Raw genomic sequence first — 22,896 nt, forward strand, 5'->3', positions numbered from 1 at the left:
GCGCTTCGAAACGCGTCGTGCCGCAAAGGACCTTCAGGAATGGCCGATTTCCGCCTGCCCAAGAACAGTGTCGTCAAAAAGGGCAAGGAACACAAAGCCGATCCCGGCGCGACTAACGTCAAGAAGTTCAAGATCTACCGCTACGATCCCGATAGCGGCGAGAATCCGCGCTACGACAGCTTCGAGGTCGATCTCGACGAATGCGGCCCGATGGTCCTCGACGCGCTCATCAAGATCAAGTCCGAACAGGATTCGTCGCTGACCTTCCGCCGCTCGTGCCGCGAGGGCATTTGCGGCTCCTGCTCGATGAACATGGACGGGCGCAACGGCCTCGCCTGCACCACCGCGATCGAGGATTTGAAGGGCGACGTCCGCATCACGCCGCTGCCGCACATGGACGTGATCAAGGACCTGGTCCCCGATTTCACGCATTTCTATGCGCAATATGCCTCGATCAAGCCGTGGCTGCAGACGGTGACAACCGCGCCTTCGGGCAAGGAGCGGCTCCAGAGCCCCGAGCAGCGCGACAAGCTCGACGGCCTGTACGAATGCATCCTGTGCGCCTGCTGCTCGACCTCGTGCCCGAGCTATTGGTGGAACAGCGACAAGTTCCTCGGCCCCGCCATCCTGCTCCAGGCCTATCGCTGGCTGGCCGACAGCCGCGACGAGATGACCGGCGAGCGGCTCGACGCGCTCGAGGATCCGTTCCGCCTCTATCGCTGCCACACGATCATGAACTGCGCCAATGCCTGCCCCAAGGGCCTGAACCCGGCCAAGGCGATCGCCGAGATCAAGAAGATGGAAGCCGAGCGCACGCTTTGAACGAAGCGACGCCAGCGTTCATTTACGAGGACGATCCGGCGCTTCCGGGATGGAAGCGCTGGACGCTGGACGACCCGACCCGGTTCAATGCGCTGCTGGGCCCGTTATGGGTCCGGATGGAAGAAGGCCAGGCTCGCGTCCGGATGGTGCCGGAGCGGCGCCATTCGAACCTTGGCGACAAGGTGCATGGCGGCGCATTGCTCGGCTTTATCGACGTCGCGCTGTTCGCCGCGGCGCGCGCGCACGGCCTGCTCGATGTCGGCCCGGCGGTGACGCTCGATCTCTCGGTGCAGTTCATCGGTGCGGGCTCGCTCGACGCACCGGTCGAGGCCGAAGTCGAGCTGCTGCGCGAGACCGGACGGCTGATCTTCCTGCGCGGACTGATCGTCCAGGGCGATGCGCGCGTCGCGAGCTTCTCCGGCACGGTGCGCAAGTTCACCAAGAAATGACCCGCGTCCTCGAACGATACCGCGCGCTGGTCGCCGCCAACGAGCTTCGCACCGATCCCGAGCAGGAGGCCGCCGCCGCGCGGCTCGACGCCCTCGCCGCTGAACTCGAGGCCGTGCCCAAGAAGGGCAGCATCTTGTGGCGCGCGCTGGGCCGGATGCCCGAGCCGCCGCGCGGCGTCTATCTGTGGGGCGGCGTCGGCCGCGGCAAATCCATGCTGATGGACCTGTTCTTCGAGGCGGTGGCCATCCGCCGCAAGCGCCGCGTCCACTTCCACGAATTCATGCTCGAAGTGCACGAGCGCCTGAACGTCGAGCGCCAGAAGGACACACAGGATCCGGTGGTTGCCGTCGCCGATGCGCTGGCCGACGACATCCGCCTTCTCGCCTTCGACGAAATGGTGATCAACAACCCCGCCGACGCGATGATCCTGTCGCGGCTCTTCACCGAGATGATGCGCCATGGGCTCACCGTCGTTGCCACGTCGAACCGCCCGCCGCGCGACCTCTACAAGGACGGGCTCAACCGCCAGCTGTTCCTGCCCTTCATCGCCCTGATCGAGAGCGGCATGGACGTGCTCGCGCTCAACGGGCCCGTGGATTATCGGCTCGATCGCCTCGGTCAGGTAGACACCTGGCTCGTTCCCAACGGCCCCGAGGCGACCGCCCAGCTCTCCGCCGCTTTCTTCCGCCTGACCGACTATCCGGTCGAGGACCGCGCGAAAGTGCCCGCCTGCGAGCTGCCGGTGCAGGGCGGCCGCGAGATGCGCGTCCCCAAATGCTTGAAGGGCGTCGCGGTCTTCTCGTTCAAGCGGCTGTGCGGCGAGGCGCGCGGCGCGGCCGACTATCTCGCCGTTGCGCGGCGCTTCCACACAGTGATCATCGTCGGCATCCCCAGATTGGGTCCGGAGAACCGCAACGAGGCGGCGCGCTTCGTCACGCTGATCGACGCGCTCTACGAGCACAGAGTCAAGCTGCTCGCGGCCGCCGATGCCGAGCCGCAGCAGCTCTATGAGGCCGGCGACGGCCGCTTCGAATTCGACCGCACCGTATCGCGCTTGATGGAGATGCAGTCCGATGCGTATCTGGCGGAGGGACACGGAGAGGCGGCATGAAGAGGCTATCGGTCGTGCTGGCGGGGCTCGCGACGGTCGCCGCCACGCCCGCGATCGCCGGTCCGCCCTATGACACCGACGATCCGATGCCGACCGATTTCCGCCATTGGGAGGTCTATTCATTCCTCGCCGCGTCCGGCTTTCGCGGCCAGACCGAGGGGGCGACGGGTCTCGACCTCAATTTCGGTGCGATGCCCGGCGTCCAGCTGACCGCGACGCTGCCAATGAACTTCGCCCATGATCCGGCGACACGCATCGGCGCGGGCAATATCGAGCTTGGCGTCAAATACCGCTTCTTCCACAGCGACACTGCCGGTCTCTCGCTCGCTGCCTTCCCGCGCCTGATCCTGCCCAGCGCGAGCCGCGGCTTCGGATCGGGGCGCACGGCGGTGCAGCTTCCGATCTGGGCGCAGAAGGATTTCGGCAGCTGGTCGCTGTTTGGCGGGGGCGGCTACACGATCAATCCGGGCACCGGAAACCGAAACTTCTGGAAGGGCGGCATCGCGCTTACCCGCGAAATCACCTCGCGCCTGTCGCTGGGTGCCGAAGCCACGCATCAGGGGCCCGACGCTCGCGATTCGGGAAGCAGCTCGACGCTGGGCCTGGGTGGCAGCTATCGGCTGAAGCGCCCCCTTTCGGTGCTTTTTTCCGCCGGACCGGGCTTCGAGCGAGACAGTGACCGCACGCAATTTCATGCTTACGCTGCACTCCTTCTCAACTTCTAGAAAGAGACGGCCATGACCCAGGAGCACCGCGATCTCGTCAGCAAGGTGCCGGCGGTGACGCTGGGTTTCTGGATAATCAAAGTCCTGGCAACGACGCTGGGCGAGACCGGCGGCGACACCGTCTCGATGACCTGGGACATGGGCTATCTGATCGGCACCGCGATCTTCCTGGTGCCCCTGCTCGTGCTTGTCGCCTGGCAGATCGCGGCGAAACGCTTCCACCCGTTCCTCTACTGGGCGACGATCATCGCCTCGACCACCGCCGGTACGACGATGGCGGACTTCGCGACGCGCTCGCTCGGAATCGGCTATACCGGCGGATCGACGCTGCTGCTTGCGTGCGTGCTTGCCTGCCTGGCCGCCTGGTATTGGACCCTGGGCTCGGTATCGGTCGACAGCGTGCGCTCGCCCCGGGCCGAGGGCTTCTACTGGCTCACCATCACCTTCTCGCAGACGCTGGGCACCGCGCTCGGCGATTGGGCGGCTGACACCGGCGGGCTCGGCTATGGCGGCGGTGCGCTCCTTTTCGCGGCTGGCCTCGCGCTGATCGCCGCGCTCTATTTTTGGACGCAAGTCAATCGCGTGCTGCTGTTCTGGGCGGCCTTCATCCTCACCCGCCCGCTGGGCGCGACCGTTGGCGACTTCCTCGACAAGCCGCTCGATCATGGCGGGATGGCGCTCAGCCGCCCGCTCGCCAGCGCGGCGCTGGCCGGCGCGATCCTGTTGCTGGTCCTGCTGATTCCGCAACGCGCCGGGCGGCATCCCGCTGGCGCCTGAACGGATGGATCGCTAGGCTTTCCCCCAAAGAGGGAGAGTTCGATGCGGAGAGCGATCGTCGCGGCACTGGTCATGGCCCTGGCATCGTGGAGCGGCCCCGCGTCCGCCCAGCCCGCCGCACCCGCCCCGCAATCGCCCGTGCTCGTCGCCGCCGACATGCGCGACTCCATGAGTCTCGATGGGGCGTGGCACTGGTCGGTCGACCCCTTTCGCGACGGCATGGCCGGGTTCCATGGCGGCCTGCCCGATCCGCGGATGCGGCGCTCCGCCGACCTCGTCCAGGGCGATGTCATGGCGAAGGACCCGCGCGCTCTCTTCGAATTCGACATGCAGCGCTCGCCGGTGACCTACCTCCCCGGCTCCTGGATCGGCCACTCCCCCGAGATGCGCTATTATCAGGGGCTGGTCTGGTATCAGCGCAATTTCGACGCCACCCCGCCCGCGCCGGGCAAGCGCGTCTTCCTGCGGATCGGCGCGGCCGACTACACGACGAATGTCTATCTGAACGGCCAGGCGCTCGGCCAGCATAGCGGCGGCTTCACGCCCTTTGCGTTCGAAGTCACCAAACTACTGCGCGCGGGCGAGAACCAGATCACGCTCGGCGTCGATTCGGCGCGCACCAGGGACGACGTCCCACCGCCGGTCACCGATTGGGAGACCTATGGCGGCGTCACGCGCTCGACCACATTGGTGACGGTGCCCGATAATTTCGTCGACGACGCCTGGGTGCGGCTCACCCGCGACGGCCGGATCGCCGTCGACATGGACCTGTACGACCGAGTACCTGGCACCCCGACCCGCCTCCGCATCCCAGCGCTGGGCATCGCCGTGAACGGCACGACCGACGATAATGGCCATTGGCACGCCACTTTGCCCGCGCCCCGCGCGCTCAAGCGCTGGTCGCCCGACAGCCCGACACTCTATGATGTCCGCGTCGAGGCGGGCGCAGACGTGCTGCGCGACCGGGTCGGCTTTCGCACGATCGAGGTACGCGGCACCGATATCCTCCTGAACGGAAAGCCCATCTTCCTGCGCGGCATTTCGATGCACGAGGAGGAACTCGGCAAAGCCCCGGTCCGTGCGATGACGCCGGCCGCCGCCCGCGCCTTGCTCACCGAGATCAAGGACGGGCTCCACGGCAATTTCGTCCGCCTCGCCCACTACCCACACAATGAATCGACCACGCGCCTCGCCGACGAGATCGGCTTGCTCGTGTGGAGCGAAGTGCCGGTCTATTGGCTGGTGAACTGGCAGAACCCAACGACGCTCAGCGCCGCGCGGACGATGCTGCGCGAGAATATCCGGCGCGACCGCAACCGCGCCGCGATCATCCTGTGGAGCGTCGCCAACGAGACGCCGGTCAGCGACCCGCGCAACGCGTTCCTGCGCACGCTGATCGGCGACGTCCGCACGCTCGACGACAGCCGCCTCGTCACCGCGGCGTTGCTCAGCAAGCGCGACGGGCATGTCATGACGATCGACGATCCGCTGGTCGCCGATCTCGATGTGATGGCGATCAACACCTACAATGGCTGGTATTCGGACGATCGCCTCGCCGATCTGCCCAGCTTCGAATGGCGCTCGCCGACCCAGAAGCCGCTGATCTTCTCCGAGTTCGGCGCCGATGCGCTGGCCGGCAATCACGATATGGTCGCCGATCCGCACAAATTCAGCGAGGAATATCAGGCCGAATATTATCGCCAGACGCTGGCGATGGCGGCGAAGGTGCCGTTCCTGCGCGGGATGTCGCCCTGGCTCCTCAAGGACTTCCGTTCGCCGCGCCGCCAGCATCCGGTCTATCAGCAGGGCTGGAACCGGAAGGGGCTGATCTCCGAGACCGGCCAGCGCAAGGCGGCGTTCTTCGTGCTGGCGGAGGAATATGCGCGACGGGCGGCCAAGCCCTAGGCTTCGAGGATCGTACCCGCGAGATCCTGGCCGCGGCCGGTGAGGCCGTAGAGCGCCACCGGTGGATAGTGATCCTCTATCCGCCGCTTGATGAGGTCATGCCCGATCATCGTCTGCAGCGTCTGCGAAAGCGCGCGCGGGGTTACCGGCGCGAGCCGCGTCTGGAGCTCGCCGAACCGGCTCCAATCGGGCGCCAGGCCCGCCACCAGCGGCAATCCCCAGCGCGGCAAATCGGTTGGCGAAAGCCCCAGCCGCTCGCGGCTGCCCATGATCCGTTCGCACAGCGCGCCCACCGGACGCCCCGTCTCGCTCAATAGATATTCGGGCCGCAGCGGATGGCCGTGCCCCGGATTGGGGATCACCCAGCCGCACTCCCGGAGATAGGTCAGGCACCGCGTAAGGCTATGGTGCGACAGGCCGAACGCCCGCGCGATCACCGCGAAGCGCGCCCCGTCCTGCCGGCTGAGCAGCGCCATCACCGGGATCGCCCAGCGATTGGCGCCCAGCGCGCGCAGGCTGTCGGCGGGAGAGGTGGGCGTTGACATCTAATCCAATTTGATATCGACTATATAAACGGAACCATAGAGTCGGAGAATCGCAATGGCAACCATCGAAGCATCCGCTTATGCAGCAGCGATCGTCTATGACGGCGGGCTCACCTGTTCGATCAGCGTCACCAGCCTCGATCGCGCGATTCCCTGGTATCAGGGCGTGCTGGGCATGACCTTGCTGTATCGGCTGGAGGATATCGCCTGGTGCGAGCTTTCGACCGGGGTCGCGAAGGTCAATGTCGGGCTGGGCGAGGTCGAGCAGGTGCCGCAGGGCGGCGGCGCGACACTTACCTTCGGCGTCACCGATATCGAAGCCGCGCAAGCTGCGCTCGACGCCGCTTCGGTGCGCCAGGACGGCCCGATCCGCGACATTCCGGGCATGGTCCGTCTGCTGACCTTTTATGATCCGGACGGCAACGCACTGATGTTCTATGAGGATCTGGCCGGAGGCGCGAACGGCTGACAGGTCGGACTTCTCCTCATCCGTCATCCCGGCGAAAGCCGGGATCCAGAGCCAAGCTGGGTGCCGTTTATGACTCCTGGCCCCCAGCTCCGGCCGGGATGACGATTGAGAGATCTCCGATAACCAGAAATCTGGACGAACCCCTCTATTGCACTTGCGAATTAGTCGCAAAGATAATCTCGGACTAACCAGAATCTCCGGGTTGCGGCAGGCCTATATTGGGCCTAAGCCGCCCCCGCTTCGGAGGCGCAGAATAGGTTCGCGCCCCTATTTGCTTGGCACTGAGCAAGGAGATTCCATGGCCCGCAAGAAGATCGCGCTGATCGGCTCCGGCAATATCGGCGGCACGCTGGCGCACCTCGCCGCCCTCAAGGGCCTTGGCGACATCGTCCTTTTCGACGTGGTTGAAGGTGTGCCGCAGGGCAAGGCGCTCGACCTCAGCCAATGCGGTCCGGTCGAAGGCTTCGACGCGAAGATCACCGGCTCGAACGACTATGCCGACATCGCGGGCGCCGACGTGATCATCGTCACCGCCGGTGTAGCGCGCAAGCCGGGCATGAGCCGCGACGATCTGCTCGGCATCAACCTCAAGGTGATGAAGGCCGTCGGCGAAGGCATTGCCGAGCACGCGCCCGACGCCTTCGTGATCTGCATCACCAACCCGCTCGACGCGATGGTCTGGGCGCTGCGTGAATTCTCGGGGCTGCCGCACCAGAAGGTCGTCGGCATGGCCGGCGTGCTCGATTCGTCGCGTTTCAGCCATTTCCTCGCCGAGGAGTTCCAGGTCTCGGTCAAGGACGTCACCAGCTTCGTGCTCGGTGGCCATGGCGACACGATGGTCCCGGTGATCCAATATTCGACTGTCTCGGGGATTCCGGTCCCCGACCTCATCGAGATGGGCTTCTCGACCCAGGAACGCATCGACGCAATCGTCCAGCGCACGCGCTCGGGCGGCGGTGAGATCGTCGCATTGCTCAAGACCGGCTCAGCCTTCTACGCCCCCGCCACTTCGGCGATCGCGATGGCGGAGAGCTATCTCTACGATCAGAAGCGCCTGCTTCCGGCGGCGGCGCACCTCACTGGCCAATATGGCGTCGACGATCTCTATGTCGGCGTGCCGGTGATCATCGGCGCCGGCGGCGTCGAGAAGATTGTCGAGATCAAGCTCGACGACGAAGCCAAGGGCAATCTCGCGGTCTCGGTCGACGCAGTCAAGGAACTGCTCGTCGCGTGCAAGGGCATCGACGAGAGCCTTGCCTGATGCTTGCGGCGCTGGCGCTTCCATGCCCGCTATCGGCGCCTTATGGCGTCGTGACGGGCTACAGGCGCCGGCGCTCTCGACTCGTCCGGGAGCACGAGGGCCTTCAGCAAAAAGGGGGCGACCGATGAGCATCTTGGAAGCGCCTCGCCGCAGGGCGCGTACCCGTTTCCTCGCTCGGCTGAGCCTGGCGCCCTTCGCGCTGCTGCTGGGCGCCACGCCGGCGGCCGCGCAGGATGCCGGCGAGACGATGCCGTTGGAGCCGCTGGCGATATTCAAGACGGTGTGCCTGGGCGGCGGCGCGCGGCTCAATCGCAAGACCGCAAACGAAGCCGGCGTGGCTACGCTTCCCGATCCGGCGCGTCGCGCGCTGGGCAAGCTGGTCCCCAAGACCCAGGCCGAGGCGGCGGTCGCCGGCCCCGCCGATCCGGCCGCGGTGCCCAATCGCATGTACCAGATTGCCGGCGGCCCGCTCTATCTGCTCGTCCCCAGCGCGGTGGCGACGTCCGCCGCGCCGCTGGCCGATTCGTGCATGGTGCTGTGGCAGTCCGCCGGGGAGGACGATTATCTCGCCGCCCGCAAGGTCGTGCTGCCGAACGAAGACAGCGTGCCGATGTATCTGCGCCCCAATTCCAAGCCCAACGGCTTCGTCTTCGCAACCAGCGTCACTGGTCAGAGCCGGCTGACGCTTGCCACCTATGGCGGCTGGATCGCGCTGCGCTCCTCCACCGAGACCCCTCCCGCTGATCCGAAATAAGGTCAACCGAACCCATGAGCATTCTCGTCGACAAGAACACCAAGGTCATCACGCAGGGGATGACCGGTGAGACCGGCACCTTCCACACCCAGCAGGCGCTTGCCTATGGCACGCAGATGGTCGGCGGCGTGACGCCGGGCAAGGGCGGCACCGAGCATATCGGCCTGCCGGTGTTCGACACCGTCGCCGAGGCGGTCAGCAAGACCGGCGCGAGCGCGTCGGTGATCTATGTTCCGCCTCCCTTCGCCGCGGATTCGATCCTCGAGGCGATCGACGCCGAAGTGCCGCTGATCGTGACGATCACCGAAGGCATTCCGGTGCTCGACATGGTCAAGGTCAAGCGCGCGCTCTCGGGCTCCAAGTCGCGGCTGATCGGCCCGAACTGCCCCGGCGTGCTCACCCCCGGCGAGTGCAAGATCGGCATCATGCCCGGCAGCATCTTCTCCAAGGGTTCGGTCGGCGTCGTCTCGCGTTCGGGCACGCTCACCTATGAGGCGGTGTTCCAGACCACCAACGCCGGCCTCGGCCAGACCACCGCGGTCGGCATCGGCGGCGATCCGGTCAATGGCACCAACTTCATCGACGTGCTCGAGCTGTTCCTCGCCGACGAAGCGACCAAGTCGATCATCATGATCGGCGAGATCGGCGGCTCGGCCGAAGAGGAAGCCGCGCAGTTCCTGATCGACGAGGCGAAGCGCGGCCGCAAGAAGCCGATGGCGGGCTTCATCGCCGGCCGCACCGCGCCTCCGGGCCGCCGCATGGGCCATGCCGGTGCGATCGTCTCGGGCGGTCAGGGCGGCGCCGAGGACAAGATCGCCGCGATGGAAGCGGCGGGCATCAAGGTGGCGGACAGCCCCTCGGAGCTCGGCACCACGCTGGTCGAAGTGCTGAAGGGCTAATTTACAACGTTTGCGCTCCTATATTGTGAGCTATGTGAGCGCTAACACGAACGGATAGAACATCATGGGCTATGAGGGCCTCGACTTCGACGACATCGCCGGCGGCGTAAGCCCCGCCTTCGTCGAGACCATGTACCGCCGGTTCAAGGCCGATCCCGCCTCCGTCGAGGCGGGCTGGCGCGGCTGGTTCGAGGGACTGGAGAACACCGCGACCGGCCCGAGCTGGGCGCGCGCCAACTGGCCGCTGAGCGAGACCGATGCGCTCACCGCCGGGCTCGACCCCACCCAGATGGAGCCGGCGCCGGCCAAGGGTAAGGCCGCGGCGCCCGCCCCGGCCCCCAGCGCCGCCCCTGCCTCCGAGACGGAGATCGCCAAGGCCGCGGCCGATTCGATCCGCGCGATGCTACTCATCCGCACCTATCGCGTGCGCGGGCATCTCGCCGCCAATCTCGATCCGCTCGGCCTCACCCAGCGCGAGCTGCCCGAGGATCTGACCCCCGAATATCACGGGTTCGTCGGCGCCGATCTCGATCGCCCTATCTATCTGGGCGGCGTGCTGGGCCTCAGCTACGCGACCGTCCGCGAGATCGTGGAGATCCTCCGCGCGAACTACTGCGGCAATGTCGGCCTCGAATATATGCACATCGCCGATGTCGAGGAGCGCCGCTTCCTGCAGGACCGGATGGAGGGCAAGGACAAGGTCATCCAGTTCACCGTCGACGGCAAGAAGGCGATCCTCTCCAAGGTGATCGAGGCCGAGCAGTGGGAACGCTTTCTCGGCAAGAAATATGTCGGCACCAAGCGCTTCGGCCTTGACGGCGGCGAGGCGATGATCCCGGCGATGGAATCGATCATCAAGTACGGCGGCTCGATGGGCGTGCGCGAGATCGTGTACGGCATGGCGCATCGCGGCCGGCTGAACATGCTCGCCAACGTCATGGCGAAGCCGTTCCGCGTGATCTTCCACGAATTCGGCGGCGGATCGGCCAATCCTGACGACGTCGCCGGCTCGGGCGACGTCAAATATCACCTCGGCACCAGCACCGATCGCGAGTTCGACGGGATCAGCGTCCATATGTCGCTGGTCGCCAACCCTTCGCACCTCGAGGCGGCCGATCCGGTCGTGCTCGGCAAGGTCCGCGCGCTGCAGACGCTGCGCAGCGATCTGGGCGAGCACGAGCAGGTCCTGCCGGTCCTTATCCATGGCGACGCGGCGATGGCCGGCCAGGGCATCGTCTGGGAATGTCTCGGCTTCTCGGGCATCCCCGGCTACAATACCGGCGGCTGCATCCACTTCGTCATCAACAACCAGATCGGCTTCACGACGAGCCCGCAATTCGCGCGCTCCTCGCCCTATCCGTCGGACGTCGCCAAGGGCGTCCAGGCGCCGATCCTCCACGTCAACGGCGACGATCCCGAAGCCGTGACCTTCGCCTGCAAGGTCGCGATCGAGTTCCGCCAGAAGTTCCACCGCGACGTCGTGATCGACATGTGGTGCTATCGCCGCTTCGGCCATAACGAAGGCGACGAGCCGAGCTTCACCCAGCCGCTGATGTATGCCCGCATCAAGCAGCATCCGGGGGTGAGCGACATCTATGCCAAGCGCCTGATCGGCGAAGGCGTGGTCGACCAGGGCTTCGTCGATGAGCGGATCCACCAGTTCACCACCCTGCTCGAAGGTGAGTTCGAGGCGGGCAAGTCCTATCTGCCCAACAAGGCGGATTGGTTCGCCGGCCGCTGGTCTGGGCTTGGCGCACCCGCCGACGCCGAGACCGCGCGCCGCAGCGTCGATACCGGCATCGAGAAGAAGCTGTTCGACAGCCTGGGCCGCACGCTGACCGATATCCCCGAGGGCCTCGAGATCCACAAGACGCTCGCGCGCGTGCTCGACGCCAAGCGCGAGATGTTCAAGTCGGGCGCCAATTTCGACTGGGCGACCGGCGAGGCACTGGCCTTCGGCGCGCTGCTCTCCGAAGGCTATGGCGTGCGCCTGTCCGGCCAGGATTCGGGCCGCGGAACGTTCAGCCAGCGCCACGCCGTCTGGGTCGATCAGAAGACCGAGGCCAAGTACGTCCCGCTCTCGACGATCCCGCATGGCAGCTTCGAAGTACTCGATTCACCGCTCAGCGAATATGGCGTGCTCGGCTTCGAGTATGGCTATGCCTCGGCCGATCCCAAGGCGCTGGTGATGTGGGAAGCGCAGTTCGGCGATTTCGCCAATGGCGCGCAGATCATGATCGACCAGTTCGTCGCCGCGGGCGAAGCCAAGTGGCTGCGCGCCAACGGCCTCGTGATGCTGCTGCCGCACGGCTATGAAGGCCAGGGGCCCGAGCACAGCTCGGCGCGCCCCGAGCGCTTCCTCCAGCTCTGCGCGCAGGACAATATGCAGGTCGTCAACATCACGACGCCGGCGAATTATTTCCACCTGCTGCGCCGTCAGATGCACCGCAATTTCCGCAAGCCGCTGGTGCAGATGACGCCCAAGTCGCTGCTCCGCCACAAGCTGGCGGTGTCGAAGACCGAAGACTTCCTGGGCGACAGCCACTTCAAGCGCATCCTGTCGGACACTTCGGCGCCTGCCGACCATGACGTGAAGCGCCTCGTACTGTGCACCGGCAAGGTGGCCTACGACCTGATGGAAGCGCGCGACGCGGCGGGCGACAAGAACACCGCGGTCGTCCGTATCGAGCAGCTCTACCCGTTCCCCGGCGAGCCGCTCACCACACGCCTCCGGCGCATGCCCAATGTCGAGGAAGTGGTCTGGGCGCAGGAAGAGCCGAAGAACAATGGTTATTGGTTCTTCGTCGAGCCCTTTATCGAGCAGTGCCTGGTCGAGGCCGGCGCCAGGGTGCAGCGTCCGCGCTACGCCGGCCGTGCCGCGGCGGCGTCGCCCGCCACCGGCCTGATGAAGCGCCACCAGATGGAGCAGGCTGCGCTTGTCGCAGACGCGCTCGGTCACAATGTCCGTGAAGAAATCCGCCGAACCCGGAAAGGTTGAAAATGGCTACCGACGTCAAGGTCCCCGTACTGGGTGAATCGATCACCGAAGCCACTCTGGGCGAATGGCTCAAGAACCCGGGCGATCCCGTGAAGGCCGATGAGCCGATCGCCAGCCTCGAAACCGACAAGGTCTCGGTCGAGGTGCCCTCGCCGGTTGCCGGCGTGATGGGCCAGCAACTCGTCAAGGTCGGGGAGACGGTCGAGGTCGGCGCGCTGATCGCACTGATCGAGGGTGAGGGCGCCGTCGCGGCGCCCGCCGCCGCCGCGCCTGCCCCGGCCCCCGCTCCGGCACCGGCTCCGGCGGCTCCGGCGCCTGCGCCTTCGGGCGATGTCGAAGCCGCTGCCGCGCTGTCGCCGTCGGTCCGCCGCGCCGTGCTCGAGACCGGCGTCGATCCCTCGACGGTGCAGGGCACCGGCAGGGACGGCCGCCTGACCAAGGACGATGTCATCGCCGCCGCCAGCAGCAAGCCCGCTGCTCCGGCACCCGCCGCCGCTCCGGCCCCGGTGGCCGCTGCCGCTGCTCCGGCTGGCGAACGCCGCGAGGAGCGCGTCCGCATGACGCGCCTGCGCCAGACCGTCGCCAAGCGCCTCAAGGAAGCGCAGAACACCGCCGCGATGCTGACGACGTTCAACGACGTCGACATGACCGAAGTCATCGCCGCGCGCACCAAGTACAAGGATCTGTTCGAGAAGAAGCACGGCGTCCGCCTCGGCTTCATGGGCTTCTTCGTGAAGGCCGCCGTCCAGGCGCTGCGCGACATCCCCTCGGTCAACGGCTCGATCGAGGGCGAAGAGATCGTCTATCACGATTATGCCGACATCTCGGTCGCGGTCTCCGCGCCGCAGGGCCTGGTCGTCCCGGTGATCCGCGACGCGCAGAACCTGTCGGTCGCCGCGATCGAGAAGACGATCGGCGATTTCGGCAAGCGCGCCAAGGACGGCACGCTCAAGATGGAAGAGATGAAGGGCGGCACCTTCACCATCTCCAACGGCGGCGTGTTCGGCTCGCTGATGTCGACCCCGATCATCAACCCGCCCCAGTCGGCGGTGCTGGGCCTCCACCGCATCGAGGACCGCCCCGTCGTCCGCGACGGCCAGATCGTCATCCGCCCGATGATGTATCTCGCGCTCAGCTATGATCACCGCCTGATCGACGGCCGCGAGGCGGTCACCTTCCTCGTCGCGCTCAAGAACGCGATCGAGGATCCGACCCGGCTGCTGATCGACCTGTAAGCGCCTTACGCCCGCCCCCATATCCGTGGGGACGAACGGAGTAGAATATGGCTGACTATGATTTCGACGTCCTGATCATCGGCTCCGGTCCCGGCGGCTATGTCGCGGCGATCCGTGCCGCGCAGCTCGGCCTGCGCACCGGTTGCGTCGAGAGCCGCGAGACTTTGGGCGGCACGTGCCTCAATGTCGGCTGCATCCCGTCCAAGGCGCTGCTCAACGCTTCCGAGAAGTTCGAGGAAGCGGCTACGGGCATCCTCGCCAAGCATGGCATCAAGCTGGGCAGCGTCGAGCTCGACCTGCCGGCGATGATGGCCGACAAGGACAAGGCCGTGAAGGGCCTGACCGGCGGCGTCGAGTTCCTGTTCAAGAAGAACAAGGTCGAATGGGTGAAGGGCCTCGGCACCTTTGTCGACGCACACACCGTCCAGGTCGGCGACCGCAAAGTCACCGCCAAGAATATCGTCATCGCCACCGGCTCCTCGGTCACCCCGCTCCCCGGCGTCGAGATCGACCAGAAGGTCGTGGTCGACTCCACCGGCGCGATCGCGCTGGACAAGGTGCCCGAGCACATGGTCGTGATCGGCGGCGGCGTGATCGGGCTCGAGCTCGGTTCGGTCTGGCAGCGCCTCGGCGCCAAGGTTACCGTGGTCGAGTTCCTCGACCAGCTGCTCCCCGGCATGGACGGCGAGGTCCGCAAGGAAGCCGGCCGCATCTTCAAGAAGCAGGGCATGGAGATCAAGCTCTCCACCAAGGTCACCGGCGTCGCCGTCAACGGCGGCAAGGCGACCGTGACGATCGAGCCCTCGGCCGGCGGCACCGCCGAGACGCTGGAAGCCGATGCCGTGCTCGTCTCGATCGGCCGCAGGCCCAATACCGACGGCCTGGGCCTCGACAAGATCGGCCTCGCGACCAACCAGCGCGGCCAGGTCGAGACCGACCACCGCTTCCAGACCGCCGTTCCTGGCGTCTGGGCGATCGGCGACGTCATCCCCGGCCCGATGCTTGCGCACAAGGCCGAGGACGAAGGCATCGCGGTCGCCGAGAACATCGCCGGCCTCACCGGCATCGTGAACCACGACGTCATCCCGAGCGTGGTCTACACCCACCCCGAAATCGCCGGCGTCGGCCTCACCGAGGAGCAGGCGACGGAAAAGGGCGAGATCAAGGTCGGCAAGTTCCCGATGGCGGGCAACAGCCGCGCCAAGGCGATCGACGACACGGTCGGCTGGGTGAAGGTGATCGCCGACGCCAAGACCGATCGCGTGCTCGGCGCCTGGATCATCACCTCGGTCGCCGGCACGATGATCGCCGAGGTCGCGATGGCGATGGAAATGGGCGCCACGTCCGAGGACATCGCTTATACCTGCCATGCCCACCCGACGCATTCGGAAGCTATCAAGGAAGCCGCGATGGCGGTGCTGGGCAAGCCGATCCACGTGTAGCGCCGGCCAAGAGTTTAGCGTCAGCTAAACTCGAGCGCTCAAGGCGCTACCGGCCGGCGGCGCTACAGCGCCGACCGACGAAGCCGCGGGCTTTGCCCGCGCCCGCCGTTTCTCACTCCGCCGGCATGATCCGGTTCTTCCCCCGCGTCGCCCGCGAGATCGCCAGTGTCAGCACCGCCGCCGCAAGCGGCGCCAGCCACAGCGCGTTCCAGCCCCAGCGCATATGGCTCGCCGCGCCGAACACCACGCCGGCCAGGAACCCCGTCCACAGCGCCAGATAGGGCACCCAGGACCAGCGATCGGGGTCGCCCATCAGCGCGTTCGCCAGCTTCTGGCCGACGCGGACCAGCGAGCCGGTCATATAGGTCACGCCGATCGTCACCTCGCCGTCGCGGTGGAACACGCCATTCTCGGTGCCCATCGCCGCGGCGAGCAGCAGCAGCACGATCGGCCCCGGCGCGACGCTGGCGAGCCCCGCCGCGAGCAGCAGCAGGATCGTCACCGCCAGCATCACCCCGGTCTTGGCCCGCTCGGGCGCCGCGCGCTGAATCACGCTCGCCAGGATCACCCCGGCGATGAAGCTCATCACGAGCGCCCCGGCGGTCAGCGCCGAGCCGGCATCGCCGGTCCCGAGCCCGACGCCCAGGCGCGTCGAATTGCCGCTCATGAACGAGGCGAAGAAGCCGCCCAGACTGGTAAAGGCCAGCGCGTCGACAAAGCCGGCGAGCGCGGCGAGGCATACCGCGATCACGATCAGCGGAGACTCGGTACGTTGCATCCCGCCTCTCTGCTACAGCCGCGCCCGGCCCGCCAGAGGCAGTTTGACTTGAGACCCTCGCCCAAGCGAAACCAGCGCGCATGCCTGCGCCCCTTCCCATCCCGATCGGCCCGATCCTGCCCTGGCTCGATCTGTTCGGCATCGCCGTCTTCGCCGCCACCGGCGCGCTCGCCGCGGCGCGGCGCGAGCAGACCTTCGTCACGCTCGCCTTCTTCGCGCTGATCACCGGGGTCGGCGGCGGCACGATCCGCGACCTGCTGATCGGTGCGCCAGTCTTCTGGGTGCACGACACCCGCGTCGCCGGGCTCTGTCTCGGCGTCGCCGTGGCGGTGTGGTTCACGCCGCAGCGCTGGTGGACCAGCTATGTCTTCGACTGGCTCGACGCCGCGGGCCTCGCCGCTTATGCCGCGTTCGGCGCGGCCAAGGCGATGGGCTATGGCATCCCGCCGGTTCCCGCCGCAGTGATGGGCGTGGTCACCGCCTGTGCGGGTGGCATCATCCGCGATGTGCTGGCGGGCGAGCCCTCGATCCTGATGCGCCCCGAACTCTATGTCACCGCCGCCGCCCTCACGGCGGTGCTCCAGGTTGGCCTCACCTTGGCGGGGCTGCCCTTGTTCGTCGCCGGGCTGCTCGCCGCCGCCGGCGGCTTCGCGCTGCGTGCTGCGGCGATCCACTGGAAGCTCGGGCTTCCCGCTTATAAGGGCGGCCGTTGAGGCGATTGCCTCCTTCCCCGGATACACGCACACTCGCTGCATGGAGCAGTCGAGTCGCGGCCATCAATCGCTGGCGCAAGGCGAGACGGAGCGCCGGGCCGGGCGCGCCGAGGACGCGCGCCGCGCATTCGGCGAGGCCATCGCCCATTTCCGCGCAGAGGGTGACCTTCCCGGTGAGGCGAAATCGCTGACCCGCCAGGCGCAGATCGCCCGCGATACCGGCAATCTCGATTGGGCGCTGCACGACCAGATCCAGGCGATCGCGCTGTTCCGCCGGATCGGCGACGGCGCCGCGCTGGCGCATGCGCTCCGCCATGCCGGCGACATGTTCGCCGAGCAGGGCCGGCTCGCGCACGCCACCGCGCATCTCCACGAGGCACTCGATCTTTATCGGGCGGGCATCGAGGCTCCGCCGCTCGATTTCGCCAATGCGTTGCGCAGCGTCGCTTTGCTCGCCGAAGCGCTGGGCGAGCGTGCCGAGGCGCGCCGCTATTGGGAAGAGGCGCGCGAACATTATGCCCGGCTGGATTCCGTATTCCCGGGCGAGAATGAAGGCGTGCGCGAAGCGGAAGCCCATCTCGCCACGTTGGCCGGTTAGGACCGCTTTCCGCCGGGGCTAGGCCGCATCCGCTCTAGTCGGCGAGCAGCCAGGCCAGCGCCGCCTCGCGATTGTCGAAGACCACCAGATCCGGCCGGGCATCGCGAACGCGGTGGGCCTGCATGCGGATCAGCGCCGTCGAGGCGACCACTGCGAGCTTGCGCGACCACAGGTTGCGCACGACGGGATTGGCGAAAGTATCCTTGATCATGTCGACGGCCGCGGCCGGCGCGACCTGCAGGCCGGTCAGGTCATACAGCGTGACATGCTGGCCCGCGGCGGCGCCCAGCGAGCGGACCGCCTCACGAATCTCCTCGCCCACCCAGGCGACGTCCTCCGGCATCAGGATGCCACTGATCCGCACGTCGACCAGCTTGCGCCGATGATCGACCTGGATGCTGTGCGAAAGCTTTCCTTGCATGAAATCAGATATAGAAAGCTTTTGCTGACAAAGCGTTGAACGAACGCAGTTAGGTCCGCACCACGCCCACATCGCTGAATTTTTTCGGCTCGGCCGGAGGCAGGGTCGGCTCGTTCAGCTGGCACTGCCAGAAGCCGACATCGATCCACTGGCCATGCTTGAAGCCGACCTCGCGATAGACGCCGGCGCGGCGGAAACCCACCGCCTCGTGCAGTTTGATCGAGCGGTCGTTGGGCAAGGTGATCGCGCCGATGGCATGGACGAAGCCCTGCGCACGCAGCGTATCGACCAGCGCCGCGTAGAGCAGCCGCCCCACCCCCGAACCGCTCGACGCATCGGTCAGGTAGATCGAGGTCTCGCAGACATAGCGGTACGCCGGGCGATCGCGAAACTTCGACGCATAGGCATAGCCAATCACCCCGCCGCCATCGACCTCGCCATTGGTCGCGACCATCCAGGGATAGAGCCCGTCGCTCGACGCCATCCGCGTCCGCATCGCCCGCGCGTCGGGCGGATCGATCTCGAAGGAGGCGGTGCCGGTCAGCACGTGCGGCGCATAGATAGCGGCGATCGAGCCGGCATCTTCGGGCGTGGCGGCGCGAATCGCGATCATGGTACGATTTCCCCCAGTACCAGCTTGAGCAGGCTCAGATCATCGGCGCGGCCCACCGCCGGGCCGATCCCGGCGCATTCGAGGCACATCGCCTGCACCGATCCGCCCGAGGCCAGGCGCTTGGCGTCGCCCAGCGCCTGCGCCAGCATCGCGCGGCGCTCGGTCGCGATCCGCGCATAGGCGTCCTCGCCGGCAGGCTGATCGGTCCAGTCGTCATCGTCGTCGCCGGTGTCGCGCAGCACGCCCGCAAGGAAGGTCAGCCAGCTGCTGGACTGCTTCTCGAGATAGACCGGGTGGACCTTGGCGGGATCGAGCTTGGCGCGCTTCGCCGCCTCGGCGATGGCGTCGTGCAATCCGCCGAACCGGTCGACCAGCCCGAGCTGGTGCGCGACTCCGCCGATCCAGACGCGGCCCTGGCCGATCTCGTCGACGCGCGCGGGTGTCAGCTTGCGCGACTGGGAAACGAGCGAGATGAAGCGACCATAGCCCGCCTCGATCGCCGATTGCAGGATGCGGTCCACCGCGGCGTTGGTCCCGCCATAGATGCTCGGCTGGCCCGAAAGCGGCGTGGTCTGCACGCCGTCGCTGGTCACGCCGATCTTGGCGAGGCTGTTCTCGAAGGTGGGCAATATGCCGAAAATGCCGATCGATCCGGTGATCGTGCTCGGTTCGGCGAAGATCGTGTCGCCCGAAGTCGACACCCAATAGCCGCCGCTCGCCGCGAGGCTGCCCATCGACACCACCACCGGCAGGCCCTTCGCCTTTGCCTGCAGCACCGCCTGGCGGATCTGCTCGGAGGCGAGCGCCGATCCGCCCGGCGAATCGACGCGGACGACAAGCGCCTTCAGATTCTTGTTGGTCAGGCCCTTGAGGATCAGGTTGCTGATCGTGTCGCCGCCCGCATGGCCGGGGCCGGCCTTGCCGTCGACGATCTCGCCGGCGACGGTAATCACGCCGATCGCGTCGCCAGTGCTCGGCGCCGGATTGGCGGCGAGCCAGTCGCGCAGCCGGATCGCGTTGAAATTGCCCGCCACCTTGTCGCTGCGCGCGCCGACGATCTGGGCGACACGCTTGCCGAAGGCGATGCGGTCGCCGGTCTTGTCGACGATGCCATAGGCCAGGTTCGCCTGGGCGATGTCGCCCTTGGCCGCGGCGATCACCTCGTCGGGCTTGGCGATGAACTCGGCGATCCGCGCCTTGGGCCGCGCCTTGGCGATCGATTGCTGCCACTGGCCCAGGATCGATCCATACAGCGCCACGCTCGCCTCGCGCGCCTCGGGCGACATGTCGGCGCGGATATAGGGCTCGACCGCCGACTTGTACTTGCCGACCTTGTAGACGTGCGCGGTGACGCCGAGCTTGTCGATCAGCCCCTTATAGTAGAGCTGGCGCCCGCCCGGCCCCATGAACATCGCGCCGCCCATCGGATGGACCCAGATCTCGTTGGCCGCCGATGCGATCTGATAGCTGTCGTCGGTATAGCCGGTGGCATAAGCGAGCACCTGCTTGCCGCTCGCGCGCACCCGCGCCACCGCGTCGGCGACTTCGGTCACCGCCGCGGGATAGCCGCCCAGGAAGCGGTCCATGTCGAGCACCACGGCCTTGACCCGGCCATCGGTGCGCGCGGCATCGAGCGCGCGCAGCACGTCGCGCAGCCGGACCTGCCCCAGCGCCTTGCCGCCCCCGACATTCTGGAACGGATCGGGCTGCTCGGGCTGCTCCACCAGCGTGCCGTCCAGCGCGACCACCAGCGCCCCGTCGCGGATCGCCGCGGCATTGGGCTTGTGCGAAAGCGCTGCGAACAGCCCGGCGAAGAACAGCAGCAACAGGACCAGGACCAGAAAGTCCTTGATCCCCACCAGAATTTTCCAAGCGCCTCGAACGAGCTTCACGTAATGGCTCCTGCCAGAAGATGGCCCCCTGCTACCGGATGCCGAAAGCCGAGTAAACCGACTGTATTACTGTTACAATACAGAAGGCGAACGCATCGCCGTCCTCTGAAAACATATCGACGCGGACCCGTTGACGAATAGGCGGGCGCTACGCATATGGCGGCCTGTTAGCACTCGGGGGATCTGAGTGCTAAGCACGAATCAATCTTCTGAAGAGGAACTGGCAATGAACTTCCGTCCGTTGCACGACCGCGTGCTCGTCCGCCGCGTCGAGGCCGAGGAAAAGACCGCCGGCGGCATCATCATCCCCGATACCGCCAAGGAAAAGCCGCAGGAAGGCGAAGTCGTCGCCGCGGGCACCGGCACCAAGACCGAGGATGGCAAGATCCTGCCGCTCGACGTCAAGGCCGGCGACAAGATCCTGTTCGGCAAGTGGTCGGGCACCGAGGTCAAGGTCAACGGTGAGGACCTCCTCATCATGAAGGAAAGCGACATTCTCGGGATCGTCGGCTGAACCGAAGAGCCCTGAAGTTGATCAACTTCGTCAACCGACATTAATTTGAAAGGTCAGCCAACATGGCAGCCAAGGACGTAAAATTCAGCCGCGACGCGCGTGAGCGCATTCTCCGCGGCGTCGATATCCTCGCCGACGCAGTGAAGGTCACGTTGGGCCCCAAGGGCCGCAACGTCGTGATCGACAAGTCGTTCGGCGCTCCGCGCATCACCAAGGACGGCGTCACCGTCGCCAAGGAAATCGAGCTCAAGGACAAGTTCGAGAACATGGGCGCGCAGATGCTGCGCGAAGTCGCGTCGAAGACCAACGACGTCGCCGGTGACGGCACCACCACGGCCACCGTGCTCGCCCAGGCGATTGTCCGCGAAGGCATGAAGTCGGTCGCGGCCGGCATGAACCCGATGGACCTGAAGCGCGGCATCGACATCGCCGTCCTCAAGGTCGTCGAGGACCTCAAGGCACGCTCGAAGCCCGTCGCCGGCACCAAGGAAATCGCACAGGTCGGCATCATCTCGGCCAATGGCGACACGATCGTCGGCGAGAAGATCGCCGAGGCGATGGAGAAGGTCGGCAAGGAAGGCGTGATCACCGTCGAGGAAGCCAAGGGTCTCGATTTCGAGCTCGACGTGGTCGAGGGCATGCAGTTCGACCGCGGCTATCTCTCGCCCTACTTCATCACCAACCCCGAGAAGATGACCGTCGAGCTTCAGGACCCCTATATCCTGATCCACGAGAAGAAGCTGTCGAACCTGCAGGCGATGCTCCCGATCCTGGAAGCCGTCGTCCAGTCGGGCCGTCCGCTGCTGATCATCGCCGAGGACATCGAGGGCGAGGCTCTCGCCACGCTCGTCGTCAACAAGCTGCGCGGCGGCCTGAAGGTCGCAGCGGTCAAGGCTCCCGGCTTCGGCGATCGCCGCAAGGCGATGCTCGAGGACATCGCGATCCTCACCAAGGGCGAAGTCATCTCGGAAGACCTGGGCATCAAGCTCGAGACCGTGACCCTGGGCATGCTCGGCACCGCCAAGCGCGTCTCGATCGACAAGGACAACACCACCATCGTCGATGGCGCCGGTGATGCCGATGCGATCAAGGGCCGCACCGAGGCGATCCGCCAGCAGATCGAGAACACCACCAGCGATTATGACAAGGAGAAGCTCCAGGAGCGTCTCGCCAAGCTCGCCGGCGGCGTTGCCGTGATCAAGGTCGGCGGCTCGACCGAAGTCGAGGTCAAGGAGCGCAAGGACCGCGTCGACGACGCTCTCCACGCGACCCGCGCGGCCGTCGAAGAGGGCATCGTCCCCGGTGGCGGCACGGCTCTGCTGTACGCGACCAAGGCGATCGAAGGCCTCAAGGGCGCCAATGACGACCAGACCCGCGGCATCGATATCATCCGCAAGGCGCTCTACGCGCCGATCCGCCAGATCGCGTCGAACGCGGGCCATGACGGTGCGGTGATCTCGGGCAAGCTGCTCGACGGCAACGACGACAATCTCGGCTTCAACGCCCAGACCGACGTCTATGAGAACCTGGTCCTGGCCGGCGTGATCGACCCGACCAAGGTCGTCCGCACCGCGCTCCAGGACGCAGCCTCGGTCGCCGGCCTGCTCATCACCACCGAAGCGGCGGTGAGCGAGCTGCCGGAAGACAAGCCGGCGATGCCCATGGGCGGCGGCGGCATGGGCGGCATGGGCGGCATGGATTTCTGATCGAGAACGGCCTGGATTAGCCGCGCTAATTCAGGACTCGTTTCGATCCGGCCGGCGGGCCGGCGGCAACGCCGAACCCGTCCGACGAGCCCCGGCTTTGCCGGGGCCGGATCCAGGACCCCCAGCCCGCAAGGCTGGAAAAGAAGGGCCGGCGGAGCGATCCGCCGGCCCTTTCCTTGCGGGGAGTCGCTCCATTCGTGAGACGAACGGACTTTCTTTCGAGACAAATTGAGGACAAGAACGGCTCGGATGAGCCGATTATTACGGC

22 protein-coding genes are annotated in these 22,896 nt (G+C 66.4%); 17 read left to right on the forward strand and 5 right to left on the reverse strand.

All coding sequences use genetic code 11. The annotated features are described in order from the left end of the window. The first annotated feature begins 39 nt into the window (after window positions 1-39). The 6 genes from IAG41_RS17340 to IAG41_RS17365 are packed head-to-tail and all read left to right on the forward strand — an operon-like array spanning window position 40 to window position 5,790. Window positions 40-822: a succinate dehydrogenase iron-sulfur subunit gene (locus tag IAG41_RS17340; RefSeq protein WP_187729907.1), complete on the forward strand. Its 783-nt coding sequence runs from the start codon at window positions 40-42 to the stop codon at window positions 820-822. Beyond that, a complete protein-coding gene (locus IAG41_RS17345) occupies window positions 819-1,271 on the forward strand; it encodes a PaaI family thioesterase (RefSeq protein WP_187729908.1) in 453 nt (150 codons plus the stop codon). Before IAG41_RS17340 ends, IAG41_RS17345 begins: the two co-directional genes overlap by 4 nt. Beyond that, window positions 1,268-2,383: a cell division protein ZapE gene (gene zapE / locus IAG41_RS17350; protein WP_187729909.1), complete on the forward strand. Its 1,116-nt coding sequence runs from the start codon at window positions 1,268-1,270 to the stop codon at window positions 2,381-2,383. Before IAG41_RS17345 ends, zapE begins: the two co-directional genes overlap by 4 nt. Beyond that, window positions 2,380-3,108, forward strand: coding sequence for a transporter (locus IAG41_RS17355; RefSeq protein WP_187729910.1), 729 nt, complete (start codon window positions 2,380-2,382; stop codon window positions 3,106-3,108). The genes zapE and IAG41_RS17355 overlap by 4 nt, the downstream gene beginning before the upstream one ends. 12 nt (window positions 3,109-3,120) lie before the next feature. After that, window positions 3,121-3,885 carry a hypothetical protein gene (locus IAG41_RS17360; protein WP_187729911.1) on the forward strand — a complete coding sequence of 255 codons (765 nt, stop codon included), beginning with the start codon at window positions 3,121-3,123 and terminating at the stop codon, window positions 3,883-3,885. 42 nt (window positions 3,886-3,927) lie between these two features. Further along, entirely contained in the window at window positions 3,928-5,790 is a 1,863-nt protein-coding gene (locus IAG41_RS17365) for a glycoside hydrolase family 2 protein (protein ID WP_262408740.1), read from the forward strand. On the opposite strand, the gene IAG41_RS17370 is transcribed toward IAG41_RS17365, so the two are convergent. After that, a complete protein-coding gene (locus tag IAG41_RS17370; RefSeq protein ID WP_187729912.1) occupies window positions 5,787-6,335 on the reverse strand; it encodes a winged helix-turn-helix transcriptional regulator in 549 nt (182 codons plus the stop codon). The two genes, IAG41_RS17365 and IAG41_RS17370, sit on opposite strands and share 4 nt — an antisense overlap. Before the next feature lie 55 nt (window positions 6,336-6,390). On the opposite strand from IAG41_RS17370, the gene IAG41_RS17375 reads away from it, so the two are divergent. The 7 genes from IAG41_RS17375 to lpdA all read left to right on the forward strand — a co-directional run bounded on the left by IAG41_RS17375 (window position 6,391) and on the right by lpdA (window position 15,393). Next, complete coding sequence (locus IAG41_RS17375; RefSeq protein ID WP_187729913.1) at window positions 6,391-6,804, forward strand: VOC family protein; 414 nt, start codon at window positions 6,391-6,393, stop codon at window positions 6,802-6,804. A gap of 298 nt (window positions 6,805-7,102) precedes the next feature. Then, the gene (gene mdh, locus IAG41_RS17380) at window positions 7,103-8,065 is read left to right on the forward strand and encodes a malate dehydrogenase (RefSeq protein ID WP_187729914.1); all 963 of its coding nucleotides are present in this window, start codon (window positions 7,103-7,105) and stop codon (window positions 8,063-8,065) included. Between the two features lie 124 nt (window positions 8,066-8,189). Further along, window positions 8,190-8,819, forward strand: a complete 630-nt coding sequence (locus tag IAG41_RS17385) for a hypothetical protein (protein WP_187729915.1) — start codon at window positions 8,190-8,192, stop codon at window positions 8,817-8,819. Window positions 8,820-8,833: 14 nt separating this feature from the next. Beyond that, a complete protein-coding gene (gene sucD, locus IAG41_RS17390; RefSeq protein ID WP_187729916.1) occupies window positions 8,834-9,718 on the forward strand; it encodes a succinate--CoA ligase subunit alpha in 885 nt (294 codons plus the stop codon). 64 nt (window positions 9,719-9,782) lie between these two features. Next, complete coding sequence (locus IAG41_RS17395) at window positions 9,783-12,716, forward strand: 2-oxoglutarate dehydrogenase E1 component (protein ID WP_187729917.1); 2,934 nt, start codon at window positions 9,783-9,785, stop codon at window positions 12,714-12,716. 2 nt (window positions 12,717-12,718) lie between these two features. Continuing rightward, window positions 12,719-13,951: a 2-oxoglutarate dehydrogenase complex dihydrolipoyllysine-residue succinyltransferase gene (gene odhB, locus IAG41_RS17400; RefSeq protein ID WP_187729918.1), complete on the forward strand. Its 1,233-nt coding sequence runs from the start codon at window positions 12,719-12,721 to the stop codon at window positions 13,949-13,951. Between the two features lie 47 nt (window positions 13,952-13,998). Then, the gene (lpdA, locus tag IAG41_RS17405) at window positions 13,999-15,393 is read left to right on the forward strand and encodes a dihydrolipoyl dehydrogenase (protein ID WP_187729919.1); all 1,395 of its coding nucleotides are present in this window, start codon (window positions 13,999-14,001) and stop codon (window positions 15,391-15,393) included. Window positions 15,394-15,505: 112 nt separating this feature from the next. On the opposite strand, the gene IAG41_RS17410 is transcribed toward lpdA, so the two are convergent. Next, on the reverse strand, window positions 15,506-16,171 hold the full coding sequence (locus IAG41_RS17410; protein ID WP_187729920.1) for a YoaK family protein: 666 nt from the start codon (window positions 16,169-16,171) through the stop codon (window positions 15,506-15,508). Window positions 16,172-16,251: 80 nt separating this feature from the next. Between IAG41_RS17410 and IAG41_RS17415 the strand changes: the two genes are divergently transcribed. Together IAG41_RS17415 and IAG41_RS17420 are read left to right on the forward strand one after the other, a co-directional pair. Beyond that, the gene (locus IAG41_RS17415) at window positions 16,252-16,884 is read left to right on the forward strand and encodes a trimeric intracellular cation channel family protein (RefSeq protein WP_187729921.1); all 633 of its coding nucleotides are present in this window, start codon (window positions 16,252-16,254) and stop codon (window positions 16,882-16,884) included. A gap of 40 nt (window positions 16,885-16,924) precedes the next feature. Beyond that, a complete protein-coding gene (locus IAG41_RS17420; protein WP_187729922.1) occupies window positions 16,925-17,482 on the forward strand; it encodes a tetratricopeptide repeat protein in 558 nt (185 codons plus the stop codon). Between the two features lie 34 nt (window positions 17,483-17,516). Here the strand turns inward: IAG41_RS17420 and IAG41_RS17425 are convergent, their stop codons facing one another. The 3 genes from IAG41_RS17425 to sppA are packed head-to-tail and all read right to left on the reverse strand — an operon-like array spanning window position 17,517 to window position 20,408. Beyond that, window positions 17,517-17,903 (reverse strand): STAS/SEC14 domain-containing protein, encoded by a 387-nt coding sequence (locus tag IAG41_RS17425; protein WP_187729923.1) that lies wholly within the window; start codon window positions 17,901-17,903, stop codon window positions 17,517-17,519. Window positions 17,904-17,952: 49 nt separating this feature from the next. Then, entirely contained in the window at window positions 17,953-18,516 is a 564-nt protein-coding gene (locus IAG41_RS17430; protein ID WP_187729924.1) for a GNAT family N-acetyltransferase, read from the reverse strand. Continuing rightward, the gene (gene sppA / locus IAG41_RS17435) at window positions 18,513-20,408 is read right to left on the reverse strand and encodes a signal peptide peptidase SppA (RefSeq protein ID WP_187729925.1); all 1,896 of its coding nucleotides are present in this window, start codon (window positions 20,406-20,408) and stop codon (window positions 18,513-18,515) included. The genes IAG41_RS17430 and sppA overlap by 4 nt, the downstream gene beginning before the upstream one ends. Window positions 20,409-20,634: 226 nt before the next feature. On the opposite strand from sppA, the gene groES reads away from it, so the two are divergent. Continuing rightward, entirely contained in the window at window positions 20,635-20,922 is a 288-nt protein-coding gene (groES, locus tag IAG41_RS17440; protein WP_187729926.1) for a co-chaperone GroES, read from the forward strand. Between the two features lie 62 nt (window positions 20,923-20,984). Further along, on the forward strand, window positions 20,985-22,628 hold the full coding sequence (gene groL, locus IAG41_RS17445) for a chaperonin GroEL (RefSeq protein ID WP_187729927.1): 1,644 nt from the start codon (window positions 20,985-20,987) through the stop codon (window positions 22,626-22,628). Window positions 22,629-22,896 lie beyond the last annotated feature (268 nt).

It is taken from the genome of Sphingomonas sp. JC676 (assembly GCF_014489075.1).
Lineage (GTDB): Bacteria > Pseudomonadota > Alphaproteobacteria > Sphingomonadales > Sphingomonadaceae > Sphingomonas.